Origin of the sequence: Methylobacter sp. (assembly GCF_023227905.1) — a bacterium.
Lineage (GTDB): Bacteria > Pseudomonadota > Gammaproteobacteria > Methylococcales > Methylomonadaceae > Methylobacter_A.
The window spans coordinates 1-25,250 of record NZ_JALOCF010000022.1 but is presented as its reverse complement, the minus strand read 5'-3'; the positions used below and the strand labels follow the sequence as shown (position 1 = coordinate 25,250).

Genomic DNA, 25,250 nt, shown 5'->3' with positions numbered 1-25,250 from the left:
TCTCCGGTCAGGGAAAGGCTGCCGAGAGTCATAAGGTCACTCACGCACAAATTGCGCCACATGCCCGGCGCGCTTGTGGGGCAGGGTCGGCGCATTGGTTGTAGACGTCTTGAGCTGACGCATCGAAATGTAGCGGTTTAATAAAAACAGATACAACCGGGCCCGACTCTGAGGTATCCTCACGAATTAACCTCTTTCCAGCTTTTCAAAATACCCGACTAATAGCGCCTGCGCTAGTTCTAAATAACCCTCAGGCAGTTCAAACGAGACATAGCGGCAAGCCATTTTGCCGAGAAAATAACCGGATAACCGGAGCTGCCATCGGGACCCAAGGAGGCATAAGACGTGGTTCCGGGATCTCCATCATAAAAGGCGTAACGCCCGCCAAGCTCACCGTGCCCATCAGATTCGGCACGTTGGACTGGTCGGGCAATGCAATCGGTGTGGTGCCGAACCCCTGACTATATTTTCATACCATGACACAACGCCCTCATTAAATCATTAATGACCCGGCGTCGTCACGGTGCAGGCACCACCCCAACTAGCTGCCGGGATAGTTACTGCGCTATTCGCGGTCAAGGTGTTTGCCGCAACGGTACAGATTGTGTACCACGTCGTCGTTTGTTGCAGGAGCAATTGTTGGGTTGGATCTACTGTAACGGAATGCACGTTGTTATCGCTGATAGGCGATGGCGGGGCTATCTGGCTGCCGCCTTGTACCACAGCCATCGGATATTGGCCCGCCTGATTGGCTTGCACGGTAATTTCAACCGCACTGGGCGGCGTACCGCTACAATTGGAACTGCCCACAACACACAATGGCGGGTTAAAGTTGCTTGGGCAGGCCAATGATTCGGCAGGCGAAGACGGTGCAGCGTAGGGCGCCTTGGTCAGCATGGTTTGATATTGCGCTGCCAGATTTGCAAACGCGTTATTCGGCCAGGCCGGCTTTAAATTCTTCACGTCAGTTTTGCCGTTCAATCCCTTACTGCCTTTACCCAATTTAACTAATGCGAATCCGGAGCCTGCGCCCGAGCCATCACCGATGTATTGATAGGCAAAGCCACCGGAAATATTGCTTGAGACTGTGGCATCGTTATAGAAACTTGGCACATCCAGAAAGTCTCTGTTGCCGGAAGTCAATCCGGCTTCGTATTCCGACAAGATCACAGGAATGGAGTAATTACCGATGCTGTAATCTGAAACAAGGCCTTCATACGCAGCCGTATTTCCCCCGGGCGGGACGTATCGATAAGTGTTTATGCCGATATAATCTAACGGCAGACCATTGCATGCCGAGCTCGCATAGTATTGCGCAACCGTGCTTTCATTATCCGGCGTGTCTTGCATGGCCACGCCGACGGGAATGGCGCGATATGTCTTGGTTGACATGTAGGTTTTGGCATCATTCGCCGCCGACTTGATTGCCGCGGCGGCATTTAACTGTGTTGGCGTGCCTTTGCCTTCCGCGCCCGGGTCGGTCACTTCATTCGCGATTTCAAAGCTCAGCACATTGGGATAAGCTTGAAATTCATCAATAATCTGCTGCACACGCACTTTAAATTGCGAAGGATAAGGATGTTGCCCACTTGCCGGATTTTGAGGAATATTGGTGCCGTAAGGATCATTCGCCAAACCCACAATGACGTAAATCCCGTTTTGCGCGAGTAAATTCATCGTCTTGGCATGCGGCTTATTGTGGCTCACTTGATACACGCGAAGCGCATTGATATTCAAGTTTTTAAAACTGTATTTGTTCGATGACTGCAATAAGGCTTGAATCACCGGGTTGGGCTTGCCGCCAACATCAATCAAGGGATCAACGCCGTTCACCGGCTGAAAGCCGACGCCGCGAAACAATAGGCGATTATTGTTTTGATCAAAAAAGGCTTTGCCGTTAATGGTCGCGCCCTGGGTAATTGCACCGGCCGAAGACGCTGCGGCTTGCGCGCTTTCGGCCGGTGCCGCGCTCGCTGTATGAATTGCGCCGGTCAATAACAAACCTAACAGTAGTTGCACCTGTCTCATAACATTACCTTATTCGTTGAATAACACATTTAATTAAAACCGATCATGAAGATAGTGATAGCCGATCACGAAAAGCCAGGGCGCCAGGCCTTGCAGTAACAGACCTGGCGCTTTATTTCCTCTAGGGATTTGCCACACATCCACAAACAGACATTTTACCTGGCACTGTAGTGGTCCATTGCTTATTCCATGTGCTATCGGCACTTGCGCATACTGTTGGGCACTGTTGCTCTGCTTGGCTATTGCTGTATATAGGGCCGGCAGGCACGTCGCCGGTCTTCTGTTGGGCGCGGCCAAACAAGTGGCTCATATCGCCTTGATAGGAGGCAGTCGTTGGCTGGTGGCATGAGAAGCAATCCTGCTGGGTCCATGTTGTCGGTGATGTGCTTGGACCGGTGGTGAGATTGATGTCTTTTTGCATCCATGTTTCCATGGTGGTGTTTGCCAAGTTTTTGGTACCGGCAATGCCCATTATGCTTTCGCCTGGAGGATTGGGGTTGTTGGGATTGCAGCTTAAGCCCAAGGTCCCGACCGAGCTGCCTGGCTTAGGGTTCCCGTCAAAAATGTTGAAGCAGCCTACCAGCGGCGTAGTTTGCCCTGCGGCGGCGCCCCAGGCTCCCCATTCCGCACCGATCAACTGATAGTTTTTCCATTTGTTGTTTAAAGTGGAAGGCAGATTTGTTTGCACGTTATTGTTTAGGCAAGAGGTAACCGCTAGGTTACTCGCGGCGGCGTCGCAATTGGTGGCTGGAGGCAACTGATCGGTGCGGCACACATTAACCGAGACCCAGGTTTTGTTATCGTCGGAGGGGTTGGGATTCGTTAAGCACAAAGGATTGGCTACGCCGCTTTGCGGATAGGTGCATTGCGTGCCATCACCGCCAGCGTTTGTATATGTGGTGTAGTTGAAGAGATTCCATCCGTTTGTTAACCCGGCAGGATTCGGTTTGATAGGATTGCTGCCTCCGGCGGCACAGTCAGGCGCATTGGCAACATGCTCGAAGGAGGCCCAAATCATCTCGCCATGCAGAGGGGTTTTCTGCACTAAGTGCATGCCGATCAGCCCCCACCAGTTCCCGGCACTGTCCTGCTCGCAATGCATAGTGTCGGCGGGGCAATCGCTTTGCTTGCTGCCATAGTCTCGCCAAGCGGTCTTAATCTCTAATGCCGACTTTGTGGAAGTGGGGGTTGTGGGAGGCAACCATATTCCTCCTTTAGACGGATCGGCATTGAAGGCTGCGGCAGCCTGGTTTATAGCCGGAATTGTATACATGCCGTTTTCAGCAATGTAATTTACAAAGTCCTCATTAACACGAATATCATAGCTAACGGTTTTGCCGTTTACGTCCAGCAGATGAAAGGCGTCGCCAGCTTGTAGGTGATTCATGTTTTTATTCATTTGCGCGGTCTGTAGCGGGGCATACGTGCCCGACCAGACAGGCTTGCCGGATTTTGGCATGGCGTCGTACCATGGCGCCAAACTCATAAACCGGGGCTTGCCCGAGGCATCGTTGCCCACCAGATACAAAAAATTATTCCAGGCAAACTGATCGACATCGCAAGTGCTTGCAGATAACTGGCCTTTGGCCATAGGCACGTCGCCCCACAAGGCCGCCCCGTTAACGGTGCCGCTATTTGGAGCATTGACGGTGCAGGCAGAACCGGCCTCGGCTATGGTGGCGAAAGACGCCAGCATGACAATGGAACTCAATAATGAAACAGTATCTAACTTCATATTTTCACCTAATATGTTGGTTTGAATTTAATACTTTGCACTTGGCTTTGATCAGCGAAACGGGATCAGGCTTTATAAAATCGCCAAAGGCTAGTGCAATACCTGATGCTCACCTAATCAGTCTCGGCCACTGGTAAAATACTCGATTCATGAGACTTATTGCTGACCATTCCTGACGATCGTCAAGTCTCCACGGTTTGTATCGTAACCCCGAACAAATAGCCTTGCCCCTTAACTCCCCGAATCGGGAACCTCTCTGGTGCATAAGAAGCCAATTTGCGACGCAGGCGGCTTATAAGCGCTTCGAGACGGCGTTCGTCGTAGTGCCAGAAATCCTGGCCCAAGGCTTCGATGAGTGTCTTGCGGCTGACCAGATTTCCGTTCGCGTTGGCAAAGGCTCTTAAGATACAGCATTCGTTGTGCGATAGCGGGATGAGTCTGCCGTAGGGAGAAACCAGTTCCAATTGCGATGAATTGAGCTGCCAGAGCGATTGCCCATTGCCGTTAAGTAATTCAGTTTCCGACTTGCTGATGGAAGCGGTGGCCGGTCGCTCATTTTCATTCGGCAAGGGTAGAACCAGCATGTCGACCCCGTGCTTTGCCAGCCATGCGCTCAGGTTTTCAGTGTCGAGCGTCGTCGTAGTGGCAAAGCTGGGTTGTTGCAGGGTGGAAGCGATGTTGTCGAGCAGGTAGGTATTGTGATCAAGGATGGCGATGCGAATCATGGCGAGATGACCTCAAGGGTCTTGGTCGACTGATCGGCGCGAAGAATAAAGCAAAACATGGCGACTCCCCTCTGTTGGAACCAGTTTGATGCTGTCGGTAATTCCCGGCTGATAAAACGACTGCTAGGGCTTAACTATCGTTTATATACGGGAATCCATAATTAATGGGACGGAATATTTCCGTTGCCCACTTTGCTGCGCAGGTTTTGATTATTTTTGCCCGTAGCTCGAAGCGTCATACCCTCTGAGCGTAAGGTCTTTGTCTTGAACCTGTCGAAGCAACCTGCACCAGTCTTTATGCTGGGTTAAGCCATCAGTCCGACGTCGTACTTACGGTGTGCTGAGGCGAATTTGCAAGTTAGTAGGGTGGCGATTTTATTTATGGCTAATGAGCTTATTATTTTCTGCCACCAAAGATTGGGATCGGCAGAAATGCTAAAAACTTTAGAGAATTTATAAAAATAAGTTACGTTCACGATTCGAAAGGCTAACAAGGGACGTAACTTATAAGCAAAGGGAGGTTAGTCTCGCAGTATCGCAATGAGGGACTGTTGTGATTTTTTGCTTATTGCATAGACCGGTGGTCTCAAGTGCCGGCTGTTAATCCGGGATGGTGGCTGGTTGAGGTTAAGGGTGTCAAAGGCAAGTTATTTGAAACTGTAGCGGCGGCCTTTACATTCCTGTGCGGCCATTAAAAGCATGCGATAAGGTGCTGCTGTCGGTAAACTCCAGTTCGCCGCCCATGGGCACGCCGTGGGCGATCCGGCTCGCCAGTACGTGGTGCTTCCTGGCCAGTTCGCTGATGAAATAGGCGGTGGCCTCGCCTTCAACCGTGGAATTGGTCGCCAGTATCAGTTCCTTGACGCGGCCTGTTGCCAACTGCTGTTCAAGTTGATCCAGACCGAGTTCATCGGGTCCTATGCCGTCCAGCGGCGATAACCGGCCATGCAATACAAAATAGCGTCCTTTAAAGACGGTTGCCTGGTCGACAATCCATACATCGGACGGGCTTTCCACGATGCAGACAACGGAGTCGTCTCTTGACTTATCGGCGCAGATGTCGCAGATGTCACCTTCGGTCAAAGTGCGGCATTGCCGGCAGTGGCCTATTTCTTCAATTGCCCTCAGCAGCGTTTGAGCTAGCGTTTTTGCGCCGTTGCGGTCGCGCTGGAGCAGATGAAACGCCATCCGCTGAGCGGTTTTAGGACCGACGCCGGGCAGGCAGCACAGATTCTGGATTAATTGCCCCAATAAGCCTTTTCTATGCATATTAGAAAGGCAGCTGGAATCCGGGAGGCAAGGGCAGCCCCGATGTGACGTCCGCCATTTTCTCTTTTTTCATTTTAGCGACTTTATTGACCGCATCGTTGATGGCCGCCGCCACCAGGTCTTCCAGCATATCCTTGTCTTCGCCCAGCAAGGAGGGATCAATGGTGACCTTTCTGGCTTCGCGTTTGCCGGTCATCAGGATCGTCACCAGACCGCCGCCGGCTTCGCCCATGACCTGCATGGCATTAAGCTCTTCCTGTGCTTTTTTCAGGTCTTCCTGCATTTTTTGGGCTTGTTGCATGATGTTGCCGAGTGCATTTTTCATTTGCTTCTCCTGTTTCGTTAAACGGGTACTTGTTAGGTGGGCTCTATGGTACCGGGCATGACTCTGGCGCCCAAGTGGTCTTTTAAAGCCTGGACATTTTCATCTGAATTAATAGCGTCAACCGCTGCCTGCTGCTTGTCTTCGCGCGCTTTGGTTAATTGTACGGCAGGTGTGGCAACCGTGACCTTTTCGGTGGTGATCACCAGCTTCAACGGTGCCTTGCGATAAGCCTGCAACGCCTTTTGTAAATTTTCTTCGGTGCGACTGCTGCGTAGTTGCTTATGTCCCGAATCCAATATCAAGGTGCAGACGGAATCGTCAATATTTTCCAGTACGCAATTATGAGCCAGTTCTCGGGTTAAGCCGCTAATCTTCATTGCCGCGACGATTTCCATCCAAGTGCTATCGTGCTTTTGAACGACGGCAATTTCCTGTACGGTTTTTTCAGCGGCAATGGAATTTTGCTCTGCTGCCGCCGGGTTATAAACAGGCGGCGCTTGATTATGGACTGGCTGTGTTTGGGGCTTGTTTACGGGTTGGCGAACCTGGGCCGGTTTGGCCGGCGCAGACACTATGCCGGCCGGCCTGAAAGTCAGCATACGCAACATGACCATCTCAAAACCGCTGCGTGGGTCGGGCGCCAAATCCAGGTCCCGTTGTCCTACCAGACCTATCTGGTAATAAAGCTGGACATCTTCGGGAGTCAATTTGCCTGCTAGCGCGGCAATCATATCCGCATCAAAATCATGGTCAATTGCCGTGGGTATTTGTTGTACCAGTGCGATGCGATGCAGGACTTGCAAAATCTGTTGCAGCACATCGCTAAAGTCCGGCGTTAAGTTGGATACCTCATTTATTTTATCGAGTATTGCCTTGGCATCGCCCTCGGCCAGGGCCGTTAAAATGTCATCAACAGGCTGTTGCGCCACGGTGCCCAGCATCGCGTTGACATCTTCCGTGCCGACTTTGCCGTTGCCGTAGACAATAGCCTGGTCGAGCAGGCTTAAGCCGTCGCGCATGCTGCCGTCCGCGGCACGCGATAATAATTTTAGAGCAGCCGGTTCAGCTTCAATGTGTTCCTGCTGAAGGATGAATTCCATCTGGGTAAAAATCTGGCCGGGCAGTAAACGCTTGAGGTTAAACTGCAAGCAGCGGGACAGCACGGTGACGGGAATTTTATGGGGATCGGTGGTGGCCAGCAGGAATTTTACGTGCGGAGGCGGCTCTTCCAGTGTTTTCAGCAAGGCATTGAAGCTGTGCCCGGACAGCATGTGTACTTCGTCAATCAGGTAGACTTTATAGCGGCCTTGATTGGGCGCGTATTGCGCGTTGTCGAGTAAATCGCGAGTATCTTCAACCTTGGTGCGCGATGCCGCGTCGACCTCGATTAAATCCAGAAAACGTCCTTCGTCCAAGTCTCGGCACACGCTGCATTCGCCGCAAGGATTAAAATCCTGGAGATTTTCGCAATTGATGGCTTTGGCTAAAATCCGGGCAATGGTGGTTTTGCCGACGCCGCGCGTTCCGGTAAATAAATAGGCGTGGTGCAGTCGATCATGCTGCAAAGCGTTCATTAACGATTTGACGACATGCTCTTGTCCGACAACTTCTGTGAAATTATGGGGACGCCACTTTCTGGCGAGAACCTGATAGTTCATTGCAGGCTCGAAAAGGTAAGTATGTTTGGGCGGTGACCATGCCAGCCACATCCCGGCACACGAATCTGCTGTTACCGTTGCTCCCTTCCGGGCCTGGCGGGGTTCACAGCGTATCGTTGCGGGAGGACCGACACGATCACCATAAAACATTAGCCGTACTGGCTAAAGGACGGCTATTATCGTTGAATCGGTTTCATAACACAAGCCGGAAATGGCATATATTTTGAAAATTCACCACGAAGGCACGAAGGACGCGAAGTTTTACTTGGTCATTTTCTTCGTGAACTTCGTGGTGGTTAATCAGTCTGTCCGATACGGCTTACTAACGTTAAGGGCGGGGTACATATCCATACGCATCAAGCTAGGCGTAAAACCATGAAGCACATGAAGTTCATGAAGAAAAAAACTTCGTGTCCTTCATGTTCTTCATGGTGTCATATCTTTAAGTTCGTATATGGAAGCCTCTAGTTGCTGCTTACCCAGGCCAAAGAATCACCGCCGTCCTGAGCCTATTTTTGCCGAAACTGGACATTTTCTCGAAATCCTCGCAGGCGATAGGAATAAACTGGCAGTCGAGTTCGCTTTGCCGTCCTTCTTCGGGGTCCGGGTCGTGCATGTACAGGCAATCATCGTCGAAGCCGCTCATGACCACCCAGTGCGGGGCTTTTTTCCGGTCCATCCGAAAGGTGCTGATCAGGATCAACGGTATCGCCCCGGACTTGAACGCACCGATAAGGTCATTCTGGCTGATATTGGCGTAATGTATCTTGATGCCTTGCTCTTGCGCCTCGCGCTTGAAGCAGTTATCGACCAGTTCCACGACCTGCTTTTTTTCCTCATTGCGCACGCCGTCGATAAACAGCGTTCCGGTTTGGTTGACCCAGACCTCGACCGCAAATTGCCGCCGCTTTGCCGCCAGCGCCAAGCCTATCGGGTGGCAGCCGCCATGTCCCGAAGTCATGAAGATGGTTGTGGCCTCGCGCCACAGGTTGATCTCTTCTTCTTGCGAGGGTTGATAAGCCCTGTTTAAGCCGTGCATAGCCATCATCAGCGATGCGGGGCCGCAGGTGAACGGCGTGGTTTGCCTTAGCCAGTGCACCGAGCGGTGCTGCAGGGTATCGCGATAACGGCGGATGCGTTTCTGATAACGCAATGCATCTTTATGATCTTGATAGTAATCGCGGTAGATGCCGAATTTCTGGTAACCCAGCGATTGGTAAAGTTTGATCGCCGCCGTGTTATCGACACTGACTTCAAGGCGCAGGTACAGCCTGCCTGCCTCGTTGGCGGCCTGTTCGCCTGCCGCCATCAGCTGTTTGGCGATACCGGCGCCTCTTTGCGATGGGGCGACGGCCAGCGAATAGACTCTGGCCAGCCGGGTGCCGGGGTGATAAATAATCAGCACATAGCCGGTGATTACTTTTTCCTGCTCCGCAACCAGCAGTGCGCGATGTTCCGTGCTTATCCAATGCTTGAAACTGCGCCGGCTTAACTGGTCGGAGTCGAAACAGGTTTTTTCAAGCAGAACCAGTTGGTCAAGATCGGTCAGCAGGGCGGGGCGGATTAAAATGCTCAAGACGCCACCCCGTGCAAGGCTTGTGCAATCACCTGTCTGGCACGGAACAACACCATTTCCCGCCATGCCTGATCGTCGGGGCAAAAATGGCGGCGCATGGCTTTACTGTGTTCCAGACGGGCCGGTTCGTTACCGGTTTGCGCCCACAGTTGATGGTCGCGCAGCAAGGTTTCAAACAGCCGGTCGGTGCTGAACGTGCCGAATTCCAGCGTGATGTAACAACTGCGTTCATTCATGATCGCATGCCAGGCATAATCCAGCAGTCCTGTTTTCGGCACCGAGCTGGAGGTGCCCAGCAACGGCAATGCAACCGACTCGCCGTATAAGCTGCGGGCTATACGTGTTCCGGCGCTGTCAGGCTGATGGTCGCAAATGATTTCGCCATAGCCGTAAGAACCCAGGCCGGTGTGCAGGTCGATGACCGCCAAATCCCGCTGTTGCAGCGCATATTTGCGTATCAGGTCTTCGCAGACCAGTCTGCCGTGCGCGGGAGCTTTGCCGCCGTAAAACGGCCCGGACGGATCGCTGTATTGTCCGGCGCTGACCGCTTTTTCCAGCGCTACGCGGCCATGCCGGCGCTCGAACTCGGCCAGTGCGATTTCTCTTTGTGCGGCATCCGGCAAGTACAGCGCGTCTTTCAGCAAGTCATAGTCTTTATTTTCGGGCAGCGGCCCGGAAAAATCGACGGCATTGCGGTTAAGGTCAACGCCGTCCGCATCGCAACGCCGTTGCCAGGCATAACCCCACGGCGTCAGGGCGTGAACCATCAGCACCGCCGTGTCGGCAGGAATAACGGACAGGCCGACGCCAATCAAACCCAGCTGGTCGGTTTGTATAGCGCTGCCGGCAAAGCCTTCAATGCCGTGCGTTCCGCCGAGCAAAACCAGCACTTTTGATGCGTCTTCCGGGCCTATCCAGACCGTGTCGGTCACCAGCTCCTCGCTTTCAGGCCCGCTGCCGGGACATGCATAAGGCAGGCATTGCGTATGACAGGATAGTTTATTTAACTGCGCCAGCCAGCGTTGCCGACCGGCGGCATAGCTGGCCGGAAAAACGGCGGTATCGATAGCGGCAAGGGGAAGACAATATGACATAAGAGTTACCTGGAATTTTTCTTTAGCATAGTCCCAGTTAAGTCAATCATGAAATATTTTTCAAGCCCCATAAAAACACCTTGTGCAAACAAGGGACAGGTTCCAGAATTACGCCTCACTTTAGACACAGGATTTTTTTGTTATGGCGCGCACCCTTCTGGTTGTCGACGATCTTTCCGACTGGAATCCCTATTATCCCAGCGAGCAGGTCATCACTTTTGAAAACTATCTCGCGACCCAGCAGGGCGAGCCGCAGCAGCGCGTCCGCATCATCAACCTTTGCAGCAGCTACCGCTATCTTTCCGACGGCTATTACTGCTCGTTGCTGGCCGAGGCCAGGGGGCATCACGTTATTCCTTCGGTCAGGGTGCTGAACGATCTGGGCAAAAAAGCGCTGTACCGGTTACAGCTTGATGACTTGTCTGAGACGCTGGAGCGCGCAGTTAAAACCGCCGACAAGGACAGCGAAATAACCTTGATGAGTTATTTCGGCACTACGCCCGACCCGGCTTTTCAGGAACTCGCCAGACTGCTGTTTGAACGCTTTTCCTGTCCCATTCTGGAAGTAACGCTACGTTGCAGGCAGCATTGGGAAATTATCGGTTTAAAGGCCGTATCGCACCGGCTTCTGGATGATGCGAAGCAAACCGTTTTTGCCGACGCGCTGGATCAATTCAGCAAAAAGGTCTGGCGCAAGGGCCGCGCCCGTAAAGCGGCGCGATTCGATCTGGCGATACTGATCAACCCCGAAGAACAATTGCCGCCAAGCAACCGTGGCGCACTGAAAAAATTCATCAAAATCGGCCGGGAACTGGGCATTGAAATAGAACTGATAACGCAGCAGCATTATGTGCGACTGCCCGAGTTCGACGGCTTGTTCATACGCGAAACCACCAACATAGACCACCACACCTACCGTTTCGCCAAAAAGGCCGAGGCCGAGGGCTTGGTGGTTATCGACGACCCGACTTCGATGCTGCGCTGCACCAATAAAGTCTATCTTGCCGACCTGTTCCGCACCCACCGCGTGCCTACGCCCAAGACCTGGCTGCTGCACAAAGGCAATGCCGCCCACCTGGACAGGGTGGAAGCGGAAGCCGGCTTTCCGGTCGTCATAAAAATCCCGGACGGTTCCTTTTCCCGCGGCATCGTTAAAGTGAACGACCGGAAAGAGCTGGAACTCAAAGTGGAAGAGCTGTTCCAGAAATCCGCGTTGCTGCTGGCGCAGGAATTTCTCTATACCGATTTCGACTGGCGCATCGGCATTTTCAACAACAAAGCCTTATATGCGTGCCGCTATTACATGGTCAAAAACCACTGGCAGATCTACCGCCACGGCGGCAGCCGGATCGATAGCGGCAGTTTTGCGACCCTGCCGACCTTTGAAGTCCCCAAAGCCGTGCTCGACGCCGCATTAAAAGCGACTCAGCCGATAGGCAACGGTTTATACGGCGTGGACGTCAAGGAAAAAGACGGCAAGGGTTATGTTATCGAAGTCAACGACAACCCCAACATCGACAGCGGCGTCGAGGATAAATATCTGGGCGATGAGCTGTATCGATTGATTATGAGCGAACTGCTGCGGCGCATGGAAAATCGCAGTAAAGGGGTTTGATTGTTTTCGGTGTCAGAATTGTAGGATGGGCAAAACGTTAGTGTGCCCATCAGGGTCGTCTCGAATTGATTTGATGGGCACGCACGCTTTGCCCATCCTACGCGGCTTTTAGCTATTTTCTTTTTAAAACTGTAACAAGGGGCGGCAATGTTCAAGGTCAATTTACTGGTATTCTTACTTGCAGTAGGAATGTCTGTTCAAATCGTTTATGCGGATGATATGAGTTCTGCATTGCAGAAAACGCAAGATTGCCTTAGGAATCAGAATTGCGATGCCGCGAGGACCGAGGCAGGAATAGCGGCTAATCAGAAAGCTTTGGAGGCAGTCGGGGGAAACGCCCGAGACATGCAAGAGTTATATAACATCTCTGCCGATATCATGCCTATTTTGGAACAACAAGCGGGCGGAGACCCCGTAAAAATGCAAGCACTTATGCTGAAAGCTCAAACCGATCCCGAAGGCTTCCTGAATTCATTATCACCGGAGATACGAGCCATGATCAAAAACGTCTCGAATGCAGTAGAGAAAAATCAGGCACTTAGGCAAAAGCCGTGATCTGGATTTTTATATTGCCATCAGGCCGATTCCCAAGCTTGGGAGACGGTGAAAGAATTCTTGTTTAGCATAAATTTAATGGGCAACCACGAAGAACACAGAGGACACGAAGTTTTAATGTCTTGAATTAAGTGGAGTTATTTTTCTTCGTGCTCTTCGTGTCCTCTGTGGTAAATGATTTTTTACCTGATTTGGATAATATTTTCACAGTCTCTGGAGATGATTGGGAACCAGCGAAATCACGCCGATTCCTATCAGGTGATTGAACCTGTAGAATGAGCAATCAAAAAAATTAAGACACTATCTATATGACCGAAAAAGAAGATTTTGCAGAGAAACTCGAAGAGTTTGTCACCGAGCTTAAAGAGCATATCAGTACAGATGGTGGTCAATGGACAGTAAAAGGCTTTATTGATATTTTCAAGAACATATACACAATATCTTCAGATACCAAAATTGTGTCGAAAATTCTTGAAATTCATCTATTCCCTAAAATTCTGCATTTTGCACAAACTAACGGCTACAAGGTAGTTCTTGCCGATCACCAGAATTACTACCCCGACATATCGTTTGTCAAAGCCGACGATGAATCCATCAAATTCGCCGTCGATTTTAAGACCACCTATCGGAACCCAAAGAAGCCCCATTTGTGCAATGGTTTTACGCTGGGTTCGCACGGTAAATATTTTGAACATCGCACCAGCACCAAAAACATCCAGTTTCCCTATAGTTCGTATTCAGGCCATTTCTGTCTTGGCATCATCTACGATAGAGCCGATGGCGCAACCATTGATGAGACAAGAGCGCATAGCATCGATGAACTGCATTCCATTGTTTCGGTAGTAAGAAACTTCCAGTTCTTTGTTGCAGAAAAATGGCAGATTGCCAGCGATAAAGGCGGTAGCGGTAACACCGCCAACATCGGGAGCATCAACAATATCGCCGATATAATCAATGGCCGGGGCATGTTTTCAAGACTTGGCGAACACTGGTTTGATGAGTACTGGATGAACTACCAAAAAATAACTATCCAGGATGGAAAAGGCGGGACAAAGAAAATTTCTACGCTTCGGGATTTTGTCGAGTACAAAAATGGTGATCTGTCTTTGGTTGTAAATAAGAGGAATGGCGAAGAATGACCGTAAAAGTTGGTGTGCCTCCGATCAAGTCGCAAGGCATAAAAACCAAGCTAGTTCCTTGGATTAAAAGTATTGTTCCGAGCGATTTTACAGGTGTGTGGATTGAGCCTTTTATGGGGACGGGGGCTGTAGCTTTTAATGTCGCGCCTCAACGTGCAGTTTTGTGTGATGCCAATCCGCATTTGATTAACTTTTACTCCGGCATAGCCTCCGGTGAAATAACGCCCGAAGTGGTAAAAGAATACCTTACACGCGAAGGCGAGCTACTCCTATCAAAAGGCGAAGAGCATTATTACTTTATAAGGGATAGGTTTAATTCCGAACACTCGCCGCTGGATTTTCTATTCGTTAATCGTGCCGGATTTAACGGCATGATTCGCTTTAATCGCAAAGGCGGATTCAACATCCCGTTCTGTAGAAAGCCGCAACGCTTTGCTCAAGCGTATGTAACGAAAATCACCAATCAAGTTGCTTGGGCTTGCAAAATAATCAAGACAAAAGAATTCGTATTCAAGTGTCAGGATTTTAACCAAACCATTTCCGAAGCATCATCATCGGATATTATCTACTGCGATCCACCCTATATCGGTAGACATGTTGACTATTACAATGGCTGGGATCAGTCTCACGAACAAGAACTATTCGATAGGCTTTCCGATTTTGGCGGAAAATTTATTTTATCGACATGGCATCATAATGATTACCGGGAAAACGAATACATTAACACCTTGTGGGCTAAGCATTCAGTTCTTACTCGTGAGCATTTTTATCATGTTGGGGGTAAGGAAACAAACAGAAACCCTGTTATTGAAGCCTTAGTTACAAATTTCAATGCCATTTCTATCGAGCGAAAAAAAGAAAGCCCAATTCAATACACGTTGTTTGAAACGCAAGCGAAATATGGCGCTGCATAACAATTCGTTCCTGCGAACCTGCTAAGGTTCGTTGTCGACCTAAGTTGTTATTACTTTCGTAACCTAAACACTAACCCATGCTAGCCACCCTCGTCCGCTTTTCCATCCGTTTTTACGGCATCGTTATCGCGCTTGCGGTATTAATCCTGCTGTACGGCAGTTACCGCTTCGCCACGGCGGGCCTGGATATTTTTCCTGAATTCTCCCCCAAGCAGGTGATTATCCAAACCGAATCGCCCGGCCTTTCTTCGGAGCAGGTTGAAGTGCTGGTCACCCAGCAAATCGAAACGGCTGTCAGCGGCTTGATCGGCATGAAGTCGGTGCGCTCCGAATCGATCCAGGGCCTGTCGATTGTTATTGCGACTTTTGTCGAAGACAGCGATGTGTACCGCAATCGCCAACTGATCAGCGAGCGCTTGACCACTCTGGCGGGACAGCTGCCGCTGGGCATTACGCCGGTGGCGATACCGCTGTCCTCGTCTTCGGCGACCGTATTAACCATCGGCTTAAGCAAGGATGATCAGACCGATTTGATGGCTTTGCGCAGTCTGGTCGACTGGACGATAGTGCCGCGCTTGCGAGCTGTTCCGGGGGTTGCCGATGTCAACGTGTTCGGCGGCGACATTCAACAGCTGCAAATTCAGGTCGATCCGCTGCAACTGCATCGTTTTAACCTGACACTGGAGGACATTATCCAGGCCGCTTCAAAGGCCGGAAATATTCAGGGCGGCGGTTTTATCGAAAACAATAATCAGCGTTTCACCTTGCAGGTAACCGGGCAGCCCGTCACGCCGGAACAATTCGGCAAAATTATCGTCAAGCGGGATCAGGGGCGCAATGTGACCTTGGGCGAAGCCGCCACGATTGAATACGCGCCGGAGCCGCCGATCGGCGCGGCGCAGATTATGGGTAAATCCGGCATTGTGATGATGGTGATCGGCCAATACGGGGCCAATACCTTGTCGGTGTCCAGGCAGGTAGAACAGGCGCTGCAAGGGTTCGAGCCTATTTTCAGCAAACAGGCGATCAATTTTTACTCGCACTTGTTCCGCCCCGCCGATTATATCGAAAGGTCGCTGTCCAATTTGTCCGGGCATTTACTGATCGGCGGCTTGTTCGTGCTGGTCATCTTGTACCTGTTTTTGTTTAATTTCCGCACCGCATTTATTTCCGCGCTGGCGATTCCGGTGTCGTTGATCGGCGCGGTTATTGTGCTGTTGGAAAACGGGGTTAACCTCAATATCATGGTGCTGGGCGGGCTGGCTATCGCGTTGGGCGAGGTGGTTGACGATGCGATTATCGATACCGAAAACATTTTCCGGCGCTTGCGCGAAAACCGGTTGTCAGCCCGGCCGCTGCCGGTTGCCGACGTGGTTTACAGCGCCTCGCTGGAAGTTCGCAGCTCCGTGGTTTACGCCAGCTTTATCGTTGCGCTGGTGTTTGTGCCGTTGCTGACCTTAAACGGCGTTGCCGGACGCTTGTTTGCGCCGCTGGGCTATTCCTACATTTTGGCGATTTTAACGTCGCTGCTGGTGGCGCTGACTTTAACACCGGCGCTGTGCTATGCGCTGCTGGGTAATGCCGATCTCGCCAATGACGACCCGCCGCTGATCAAGCGCATTAAGCCGTTGTACAAGGATTTATTAAGCAGGGTTTCCAGTCATTTCAAGCCGGTGGTTATCGGCAGCATCATTGTTTGCTTGGCAGGCTTGGCGGCTTTTTTCAGCCTGGACAGCAAATTCCTGCCCGAACTGCGGGAAGGCCATTATATCGTCCATACCACCAGCATTCCCGGTACGTCGTTGCAGGAATCGATCAGAATCGGCAGCAAGCTGACCGAACAGTTTATGGCGATTCCGGGCGTACAATCGGTGTCGCAATGGGCGGGGCGAGCGGAACGGGGCGCCGATACTTACGGCAGCCATTACAGTGAGTATGAAGTCCGGCTTGAGCCGATGTCGGGCGCGGAGCAGCAGCAGATTAAGGACAGGCTCCGGGCCATTCTGGTCGGATTCCCCGGCATTTTGTTTGAGGCCAACACCTTTTTGACCGAGCGGGTCGATGAGACCATTTCCGGCTACACCTCGCCGGTGGTGGTGAATATCTACGGCAACGACCTGAATAAGCTGGATGCCAAAGCGCAGGCGGTCGCTGAAATCATGCGCGATATAGACGGCGCGGCGGATGTGCAGTTGCGCTCGCCGCCCGGCACGCCGTTGCTGCAAATCAACGTAGATCTCGACCGGCTCAGTTTCTGGGGCGTGTTGCCCGCCCAGATTGTCGATACCTTGCAGGCCGCTTACGAAACCCGCGTGGTCGGCAAAAACATCCAGGGCAATAAAATCTACAACGTCGCGGTGACCTTGACGCCGGAGCTGAGACAGCAGCCCGAATCGATAGCCAAGCTGCCGATCAGGACCCAGGACGGCACGATGATTACGCTGGACCAGGTTGCGGAAATCAGGCATTCGGCCAGCCGCTACAACATCCTGCATCAAGGCTCGCAGCGGCGGCAAACCGTGACCGGCAATGTGCTCGACCGGGATCTGGATGATTTTATGGCGGAGCTTAAAGAGCGGGTATTAAAAGAGATTCCGTTCTCTGCGGATATTTATCCCGAGTTTACCGGCGCGGCGGTGGAACAGGCGCAGGCGCGCAAGGAATTGATCCTGCATTCATTGCTGGCCGGAGCCGGGGTGCTGATTTTTGTTTATATCGCTATCGGCAGCATACGCCATGTGTTGCTGACGCTTGCGAACCTGCCTTTCGCCTTGATCGGCGGGGTTGCCGCCGTGATGTTGACTGGAGCTACGTTATCGGTCGGTTCGGTCGTCGGTTTTGTGACGCTGTTCGGCATTACCGTGCGCAACAGCATCATGCTGCTGTCGCATTACCGCTATCTGGTCGAAGTCGAAGGCAGGAGCTGGAATCTGGACACCGCCGTACTGGGCGCTCAGGAACGCTTGCCGTCCATCCTGATGACCGCGTTGGTCACCGCGCTGGCGATGTTCCCGATTGCGTTCAACAGCGATAATCCGGGGCGCGAGATCATGGGGCCGATGGCGGCGATCATCATCGGCGGGCTGGCGTCTTCAACCTTGCTGAACTTATTATTGCTGCCCGCCATTTTGCTGCGTTATGGGGAGTTTAACCGCGAAGCCAAGCGCGACCGATAGCGATCCTGAGGCGAGCGGCCTTAGTCCGAACCCTCGCCGTGACTGTTTTCTTTAGTGGCGGACTGAAGACGTTCACACATTTTTATTGCCGAGTCGCGCTCGCTTTGGATTTTTTTAATCCCGTCATTCGCCGTTAATATATCGAATTCAAGTTTTATCGCGCGCTTAAACCATTCATCTCCTGATGACTTAAGCGCCTTGTTTTCCTGCATTAATTCGGAAATTTGTTTGTTTGAATATTCCAAACGCACAGCTACGGCTTGCAGTTGGTTATGAGCAGCATCAAGGGACCTAGCGCAATTTTTTACACGTTCACTCATGATGTGTTGGGTTTCGTAGCGTTGGTCCAATTCAAGTGTTTTTTGGTTGAGCTCATCCTCAAGCAGTTCGATCTTTTTTATCGCAGCCTCATAGTGGTTGCTTATCACGATGGTTTGTTTAACCGGAGTGTTGCTGTGTCTTTTAGTGAAATTGAGCATAGTGTGTATTAACCTAACGATTATGAAGAGGGTTCCATCACCTCGGGAAATAAAAGTATTTTTGCAACGTTTGCGGCAAAAATCGGTTGGCGTTGTACAAGTGGCTGTAGGGTAGAGAGCTCAACTTCTTCGATCAATAAGCGATGTTAGTTATCAGTTGAATCGGCTATTGAGTATCACCACTGGCCCGGATAGAGTGTTTTTCGGCAAAGGATTTGGTTAAAAATAACTTCCCGAAATCACTGTCTTCTATCGTCAAGCCGTTCGTGCTGACCCTTCGACTACGCTCAGGACTAAAGGCCTTGTCGAAGCATGATCGGCTTGACGCGGTAGGCCGAAATTTTTCCGTCCACCCTTCGACAAGCTCAGGGCGAACGGAAAAATTTTATCCGATCCATATCGGGAAGTTATTAATGACCGCATCCAAAACAGCTGCGGACGGATTGGCGGTGTCCGCAGCCGGTCGGCGTTTTTAACTAAAATTCCTCCCATTCGTCGCTGGCCAATTGTGAGATCGGCTGAGCTTTGATTGCCGAACGCGATGGCTCCGGAAATCTCGCCACACTTTTCGCAGGCATGTAGGTCGCCTGGTTTTTGGCTTTTTGAAAAGAACCGGTTGACTTGGTTTGAGGCATGTCGTCAAACGCATGGCGAGAGTAAGCATCCACTTTGAATTGCGCGACCGTGACCGCCAGGCTTTGCGCCTGTTCTTCCAGCGATTCCGCAGCTGCGGCGGCTTGTTCCACCAAAGCGGCGTTCTGCTGGGTCACGTCGTCCATTTGGCTGATGGCCATATTGACTTGCTCGATGCCGGCCGTTTGTTCTGTTGAGGCGGCGCTGATTTCGGACATCATCACGGTAACGCCGCGTATCGAGCCGACGATTTCCTCCATGGTGTGACCTGCTTGTGTTACCAGTTTACTGCCTCCGGCGACTTTAACGACCGAATCGTCAATCAGGTGTTTGATTTCTCCGGCAGCCGTAGCGGCGCGTTGCGCGAGATTGCGCACTTCGACGGCCACGACTGCAAAGCCCCGGCCTTGATCGCCGGCGGCGTTGAGCGCAAGGATGTTGGTCTGGAAAGCAATGTCGTCGATGACCGAAATAATATCGCCTATTTTGCGCGAAGATTCGTTAATATCGTCCATCGTCCTGACCACTTGGCCGACCACCTCGACGCCTTTGCCGGCTATGTCGGATGCGTCAACGGCCAGTTGATTTGCCTGTTGGGCGTTTGCGGCATTATGCTGCACGGTCGAGGTCAGCTCCTCCATGCTGGCCGCCGTTTCTTCGAGGCTGGCGGCCTGCTCCTCGGTGCGATGCGACAAGTCGTTGTTGCCCGAGGCGATTTCTTTAGCGCCGGTGTTAATGTTGTCGGTGGCTTCTTTGATTTGAGAAACGATTTCCTTGAGTTTATCCACCGTGGTGTTGGCGTCATCCTTGAGTTGCCCGAAACTGCCGGCATAGTCATTGGTGATGGTTTGAGTCAGGTCGTTGCGGGACAATGCACCCAAAACGCGCACCACATCATTGATGCCGCTCTCGGTGGTTTCCATCAGTTCGTTAAGTCCTTCGCCCAGTTGCTTAAAGAAGCCGTCTTTTCCCTGGATTTCAACACGCCGGGTAAAATCGCCCATGACGGCGCCATGTACAATGCCGGCTACTTCCTGTTCCACTACAACCTCGACAGTGCGATCCAGCCATTCGGCCACAACGCCAATGCGTTCACCGTCTTCACTGATAACCGGGTTGGCGACGACCACCATATTGTGACCGCCGATAGTTAATTCCGAACGATGCGAGTCGGTTAATTTTTCCAACATGTCGCGTTGATGAGCCGGGTTTTTATGAAAAATATCAATATTGGCCCCCATCAATTTATCGGCGTTAAAATCCGGCAACTGTTCACGAATATCGGTTTCCGCCTTCTTGAACAGGCGTTGTACAGCTTGGTTCATATAGATAATATTAAAATTAGGATCGGCGACCATTACCCCCGAATGAACGTTATCCAGCGCCCGGTTAATCTGCAAGGCGTCCGTCGTCATCTGCCTGGATTCGGCTAATTGCGAATTCAACATGACTTGCACGACATAAAGCCCGCGCAATAAATCGCCCAGTTGATCGCTTCTGTTTAAGTTCAACCGGTTTTTAAATTTTCCGTCTGCTATGCAATAAAGCGCATAAATACAGGTTTCGAGCGTAGCGATGACTTCATGCGTCAAACTGGCAATAATTCCCGCTGCGACTAGGGTCAGCACAGAGGTTGCCGCTAACGGCAAGTATTCCTGAGCTAAAAACAGCCGATATATCGAAAAACCGGTCAGCGCCAATATCATCGTTAATGCCAACGCTACTTTTTTTGAGATAGCCGTTTCGCTGACCGCTTTGGCGACGGCGGCAATTCCTGTAGGCCGTAGCTTTGCAATATTGGCATTCAGCTTTTTGTACACGTTTTCCGCATGGGTTATTTGTTCGCGGTTGGGCGCGTAACGGGCGGACAAATATTCATGGAGGACTCCATTTTGATAGATCGGCACCACATTAGCTTCGACCCAGTAATAGTCGCCGGATTTAGTCCTGTTTTTTACCGGAGCGGACCAAGGTTTGCCCTGTTTTATCGTCGTCCATAAATCATCAAAAGCAGCCGTCGGCATATCGGGATGACGAACGATGTTATGGCTGGAGCCGATTAATTCTTCCCGTGTAAAACCGCTGATGGCAATAAATGCGTCATTGGCGTAGGTGATACGGCCTTTTAAATCAGTCCGGGTAACCAATATTTCGCTTTTTTTCATCAGGACTTCTTTATCTGTTACCGGCATGTTGATTTTCATGGTAATTCCTCATTCTTAAAGTAAATAATTTTTCTTTTTCAGCGGTTTTCTAAACAGTCTCAAGTCGCCAACTCCACCCGGTTACGCCCGGCGACTTTGGCGCGATAAAGCGCTTGATCGGCGGCGTCGATAGCGGTTTCCTTGTCCAGTGAAGGAATAGCGCGGGCCACCCCGGCGCTGACGGTGACGTTGATGGTTTGGCCTTTGCCGACGTCTATCGGCATGGCTTCAATGGTTTGGCGCAGACGTTCAGCCAGTCCGCCGGCCTCTTCAAGTCCGGTATCGGGCAGCAACACGGCAAATTCCTCGCCTCCGAGACGGCTCGGCAGATCGTTTGCCCGGAGGCTTTTTTGAAGCGCCTCGGCTATGGCCTTGAGCACGACGTCTCCGGCAGGGTGGCCGAAAGAATCGTTGACCTGCTTGAAGTGGTCCAGATCCAGGAGGATCAGCGTAAACTCCCCGCCATAACGCCTGAGACGGGCAAACTCCGTTTTCAGCCGATCGTCGAGTTGGCGGCGGTTAGGCAAGCCTGTCAGAGGGTCGTATAGCGCCAATTCTTCCAGTCGGCGGATCAGATTGACGCGCTCGCTAATATCGTGAAAGACCACGACGACTCCGTCGAGTTCGCCTTCGATCACAAGCGGTTGCACATTCAGATGCACGGGAATCAGGCGCCCATTCTTGTGGCGGAAGATATGGTCTCCTCTGCGAGGCTGTCCATCGACAGTCGTGCGGCGGATAAGACATTTATTGCTTAGATAAATTCGATTTTCAGCATAATGCTGATGAAAAGCCGGCCGAAGATCTTTGCCAAGGACGTCACTGATGGAAAGATCCATCAGCTCCAGAGCCGCCCGGTTAACGTAAATACAGAGCCCCTCCTTATCGCAACTGAAGACGCCATCGCCAAGCGACTCCATGATGTTCTCCAGATGGAGCAGTCCGGTATTTCGCCCATGGGGTAGTCTGCGTTGCTCCTGAGAGTTATGCATCGTTTTCATCCGTAGTCAGTATTGTTCGAATTTGCCCCAGCAGCGTCGGGACGTCGAAAGGCTTGGTAAGATAGGTCAGGAAGCCTGCATTCAGGCCGGTTTTGACGTCGCCGGGCATCGCCGCGGCGCTGACGGCGATAACCGGAATAGCCGCGGTGCGGGGCCTTGAGGGCGTCGAGACCGTTCATGCCGGGCAGGTTGATGTCCATCAGGATAAGGTTGGGCCTGAGATCATGAAGCATCATTAATCCGTCTTCGGCATTTTCGGCGGTGCGCAGTTCGACGCCCGGAAGCATTCGGAAGATATGTTTCATCACATTGATGTTGACCGGGTTGTCTTCCACATAGAGTACGCGCCCTTTGCAGGGTATTCCCGCATCGGCGGTGGAAAAACCGGCTGTCAGTTTCGCCGGCATCTTGTGTGCGGGCAGGGCCAGCGGCAGTTCCAGCCAGAAACAGCTGCCGACGCCGAGGTGACTGTCGAAACCGATCCGTCCGTCCAAAGCTTCTACAAGATTCTTACAAATAGCAAGACCAATGCCCGTGCCTTCGATATTGGTTTTTTCCGCGCCCAGCCGCTGGAAAGGCTGAAAAAGATCCGAGCGAAGCTCTTCGGCGATACCCGGTCCGGTATCGACTACCGTAATACGAACGGTATTTTCAATCGCGACGCAGCTGCACATGACATTGCCGCCCTCGTAGTTATATTTCACCGCATTGGTGAGCAGATTGAGCAGGATCTGCCTGACGCGCGAGCGGTCGGCCCGGGTATGGAGTTCATCGGTACAGGACTGACGGATGACGATGCCGCGGGCTGCGGCGGCGGGTTGTAACAGGGCGACGACTTCATCGATCAGCGGCGCGAGCGGAACGGCTTCAATGGACAGGTCCAGCCGGCCCGACTCGATGCGCGCCAGATCCAGTATTTCGTTGATCAGCTCGAGAAGATGACGGCCTCCGTTCAAGACATGCCCTATGGCTTCCTTTTGCGGCGGCGTCATCGGCCCCGGTATCTCCATCTCAAGCATCTGCGCAAAGCCGACGATGGCGTTCAGCGGGGTGCGCAGCTCATGGCTCATGCTTGCAAGAAAGGCCGACTTGGCGCGGCTGGCGGCTTCCGCGGCTTCACTGGCGGCGACTAAATCGTTTTCCGCCTGTTTGCGTTCCGTGATGTCTTCTCCTGAGCTCAGCGTACCGGCAATCTTGCCGCTTCTACCGTTAAGGTAAGCGTTGTGCCAGGCAACCAGGCGCTCTTTGCCGTCGCGGCACAGCACCGGATTTTCGAAGTATTCGACTGTTTCCGCCTCGCCGGACATGATGCGCCTGAACATCGGATAAGCCGTTTCCATGCCCAGCGGCTGCGGCAGGCAGCGCTCGAACCAGTTGCAGCCCAGCAGTTCGCTTTCCTGGTAGCCCAGTAGATCGCATCCTTTACGGTTGATCATCGTGATATGGCCGCGCCAGTCCAGCGATACCATAACTGTCTGCACGGTGTCGAGATAACGCTGCTTGTGGTCGCGCTCGAGGCGCAATTCCGTTTCGTGTTCGAGCAGCCACTGCATCATCCGCCAGCCCATCAGGGCGAGAACGCTCGCATAGGCGGTCAAGTTCCAGGCCATGTGCAGCCAAGTCAAGGGATGGTAGGCATAGAGTTGATAATTCAACTCGAATTCCAGCCAATGGTTGCTTGCAGCTACGCCAATCAGCACAACGCACAGGGCATTGCCGATTATCAGCCGCCATGCGACTTTTTCACCGAGAAACAGGATCCCAACAAAGGCGCTTAAAACCACATAAGTACCGGCGGTTGCCACCGGTCCCAGTTGCGAGAGTCCGCCAAAGGCCGCCAGCAACATAACGCCCAGCAAGCCTAATGTCCGTGCATGATAGGAAATGCGTCGCCGATTCAGCCACAGCAGCCAGAGTGCGGCTAACAATGCAACGTGGAGCAGCATCACCGGACGCCAGCCGATATATAATGCTCTCGCCAGAGAGATTCCCACTCCCGGCACAGCGGTAATGCTTATCCAAAACAGGGTATCGTCGAGCAGGCGGCTGCGCAGTCCGGCAAAATCCTTGGCAGGCGTCGTGGTCATCGTTGCGATTCTTGTACAGGACGCCGATTGCGCAACCAGACGATCAGCTCTTCGACCGGCATCGCCTTGGCGATATGCCAGCCTTGCACCTGATCGCAGCCGAGGCCGCGCACCAAATCCAGATCCGCTTGCGTTTCGACGCCTTCAGCGACGGTGAACAGATTCAGTTTCCGGGCCATCTCGATGCTGGAGGACAGAATCGCGCGTTTGTCCGGTTTTTCGGCGGCGCCGTGAACGAAACTGCGGTCGAGCTTGAGTTCGCAAAAAGGAAAGCGCTGCAACTGATCCATCGACGAATAGCCGGTGCCGAAATCATCAATCGACAATTTGAAGCCTTTGAGCCGCAAGCGGGTCATGACATCCATCGATGTCGTTATATCGGTCATGATGCCGGTTTCGGTGATTTCCAGGGTCAGGTTTTCCGTCTTGAAGCCTGTCGCCTGAATGCTGGCCTGGATGAATTCAGGCAGGTTGATGTCGCCCAGCCAGTTCATCGACAGGTTGACCGCGACGGCGAGCGGGAAGCCCGCATCGCTCAGGCGGGCGCCGCCGATCATGGCTTTGGTGACCAGCACTTCCGAGAGCGTGCCAATCAAGCCGTATTGTTCGGCCATGTCGATAAAATGCTCGGGACTGATCGATTTGCCGTCGTGTTGCCAGCGCGCCAATGCCTCGACCCCCACCACACGCAAGGTGTCGGCGTCGACCTTGGGTTGGAAATGCACACTGAATTCGTCACGCCGCATACCCTCCAGTATGTCGTTGGGAGAGACGGCTATTGTCGCCGGCTGCGCCGGTGTCTTCGGCTGTTCGCACGACTCCAGCAGCAGGTTTGCCAGAACATCCTGGGTCATCGGTTTTTTTATCGTGCCGCGCAGACGCAGTCCCTTGACCCGGGCCAGATCGGCAGCGGTCTGCAACAACTTTTCATCGACCCCGCTGTAAATAATCAGGCAATTCCGGTAATCGGTTTCGGCCAACCGCCGCAGGAATTCGATGCCATCCATGACGGGCATGTTGAGGTCGGTGATAATCAG

General features: G+C 52.2%; 18 protein-coding genes and 1 other RNA gene. 5 read left to right on the top strand and 14 right to left on the bottom strand.

All coding sequences use genetic code 11. The features are described 5' to 3' along the window. Positions 1-501 precede the first annotated feature (501 nt). From M0R47_RS10595 to M0R47_RS10555, 9 genes are all read right to left on the bottom strand, one after another. Positions 502-2,028, bottom strand: coding sequence for a cellulase family glycosylhydrolase (locus M0R47_RS10595; protein WP_292554207.1), 1,527 nt, complete (start codon positions 2,026-2,028; stop codon positions 502-504). 121 nt (positions 2,029-2,149) lie between these two features. After that, positions 2,150-3,763: a mannan-binding lectin gene (locus M0R47_RS10590; RefSeq protein ID WP_292554204.1), complete on the bottom strand. Its 1,614-nt coding sequence runs from the start codon at positions 3,761-3,763 to the stop codon at positions 2,150-2,152. Positions 3,764-3,945: 182 nt separating this feature from the next. Then, the gene (locus M0R47_RS10585) at positions 3,946-4,488 is read right to left on the bottom strand and encodes a helix-turn-helix domain-containing protein (RefSeq protein ID WP_292554201.1); all 543 of its coding nucleotides are present in this window, start codon (positions 4,486-4,488) and stop codon (positions 3,946-3,948) included. A gap of 672 nt (positions 4,489-5,160) precedes the next feature. Next, positions 5,161-5,757 carry a recombination mediator RecR gene (recR, locus tag M0R47_RS10580; protein ID WP_292554197.1) on the bottom strand — a complete coding sequence of 199 codons (597 nt, stop codon included), beginning with the start codon at positions 5,755-5,757 and terminating at the stop codon, positions 5,161-5,163. A 1-nt stretch (position 5,758) separates the two neighbouring features. Beyond that, on the bottom strand, positions 5,759-6,082 hold the full coding sequence (locus M0R47_RS10575; RefSeq protein WP_292554194.1) for a YbaB/EbfC family nucleoid-associated protein: 324 nt from the start codon (positions 6,080-6,082) through the stop codon (positions 5,759-5,761). Positions 6,083-6,114: 32 nt separating this feature from the next. Then, a complete protein-coding gene (gene dnaX, locus M0R47_RS10570; RefSeq protein WP_292554191.1) occupies positions 6,115-7,740 on the bottom strand; it encodes a DNA polymerase III subunit gamma/tau in 1,626 nt (541 codons plus the stop codon). Positions 7,741-7,776: 36 nt separating this feature from the next. Beyond that, positions 7,777-7,873: signal recognition particle sRNA small type (ffs, locus tag M0R47_RS10565), an RNA gene on the bottom strand. Between the two features lie 342 nt (positions 7,874-8,215). After that, entirely contained in the window at positions 8,216-9,316 is a 1,101-nt protein-coding gene (locus M0R47_RS10560) for a GNAT family N-acetyltransferase/peptidase C39 family protein (protein ID WP_292554188.1), read from the bottom strand. Beyond that, positions 9,313-10,410 carry a DUF2817 domain-containing protein gene (locus tag M0R47_RS10555; RefSeq protein WP_104423202.1) on the bottom strand — a complete coding sequence of 366 codons (1,098 nt, stop codon included), beginning with the start codon at positions 10,408-10,410 and terminating at the stop codon, positions 9,313-9,315. The genes M0R47_RS10560 and M0R47_RS10555 overlap by 4 nt, the downstream gene beginning before the upstream one ends. 142 nt (positions 10,411-10,552) lie before the next feature. Between M0R47_RS10555 and M0R47_RS10550 the strand changes: the two genes are divergently transcribed. The 5 genes from M0R47_RS10550 (at position 10,553) to M0R47_RS10530 (ending at position 17,809) form a co-directional block, all read left to right on the top strand. Further along, the gene (locus M0R47_RS10550) at positions 10,553-12,025 is read left to right on the top strand and encodes a RimK family protein (protein ID WP_104423203.1); all 1,473 of its coding nucleotides are present in this window, start codon (positions 10,553-10,555) and stop codon (positions 12,023-12,025) included. 147 nt (positions 12,026-12,172) lie between these two features. After that, on the top strand, positions 12,173-12,580 hold the full coding sequence (locus M0R47_RS10545) for a hypothetical protein (RefSeq protein ID WP_292554183.1): 408 nt from the start codon (positions 12,173-12,175) through the stop codon (positions 12,578-12,580). A gap of 308 nt (positions 12,581-12,888) precedes the next feature. Next, a complete protein-coding gene (locus M0R47_RS10540) occupies positions 12,889-13,719 on the top strand; it encodes an EcoRV family type II restriction endonuclease (RefSeq protein ID WP_292554180.1) in 831 nt (276 codons plus the stop codon). Further along, positions 13,716-14,633, top strand: a complete 918-nt coding sequence (locus tag M0R47_RS10535) for a Dam family site-specific DNA-(adenine-N6)-methyltransferase (protein WP_104423207.1) — start codon at positions 13,716-13,718, stop codon at positions 14,631-14,633. The genes M0R47_RS10540 and M0R47_RS10535 overlap by 4 nt, the downstream gene beginning before the upstream one ends. Positions 14,634-14,710: 77 nt before the next feature. Continuing rightward, positions 14,711-17,809 carry an efflux RND transporter permease subunit gene (locus M0R47_RS10530; RefSeq protein ID WP_292554176.1) on the top strand — a complete coding sequence of 1,033 codons (3,099 nt, stop codon included), beginning with the start codon at positions 14,711-14,713 and terminating at the stop codon, positions 17,807-17,809. A 20-nt stretch (positions 17,810-17,829) separates the two neighbouring features. On the opposite strand, the gene M0R47_RS10525 is transcribed toward M0R47_RS10530, so the two are convergent. From M0R47_RS10525 to M0R47_RS10505, 5 genes are all read right to left on the bottom strand, one after another. Further along, positions 17,830-18,288, bottom strand: coding sequence for a hypothetical protein (locus M0R47_RS10525; protein ID WP_104423209.1), 459 nt, complete (start codon positions 18,286-18,288; stop codon positions 17,830-17,832). A 476-nt stretch (positions 18,289-18,764) separates the two neighbouring features. Further along, a complete protein-coding gene (locus tag M0R47_RS10520; protein ID WP_104423210.1) occupies positions 18,765-21,125 on the bottom strand; it encodes a methyl-accepting chemotaxis protein in 2,361 nt (786 codons plus the stop codon). Positions 21,126-21,184: 59 nt separating this feature from the next. Then, on the bottom strand, positions 21,185-22,117 hold the full coding sequence (locus M0R47_RS10515) for a sensor domain-containing diguanylate cyclase (protein ID WP_292554167.1): 933 nt from the start codon (positions 22,115-22,117) through the stop codon (positions 21,185-21,187). Positions 22,118-22,122: 5 nt separating this feature from the next. After that, entirely contained in the window at positions 22,123-24,213 is a 2,091-nt protein-coding gene (locus tag M0R47_RS10510; RefSeq protein ID WP_292554164.1) for an ATP-binding protein, read from the bottom strand. Then, positions 24,210-25,250, bottom strand: a 1,041-nt coding sequence (locus M0R47_RS10505) for an EAL domain-containing response regulator (RefSeq protein WP_292554161.1), incomplete at its 5' end; no start/stop codon positions are given. The genes M0R47_RS10505 and M0R47_RS10510, both read right to left, overlap by 4 nt.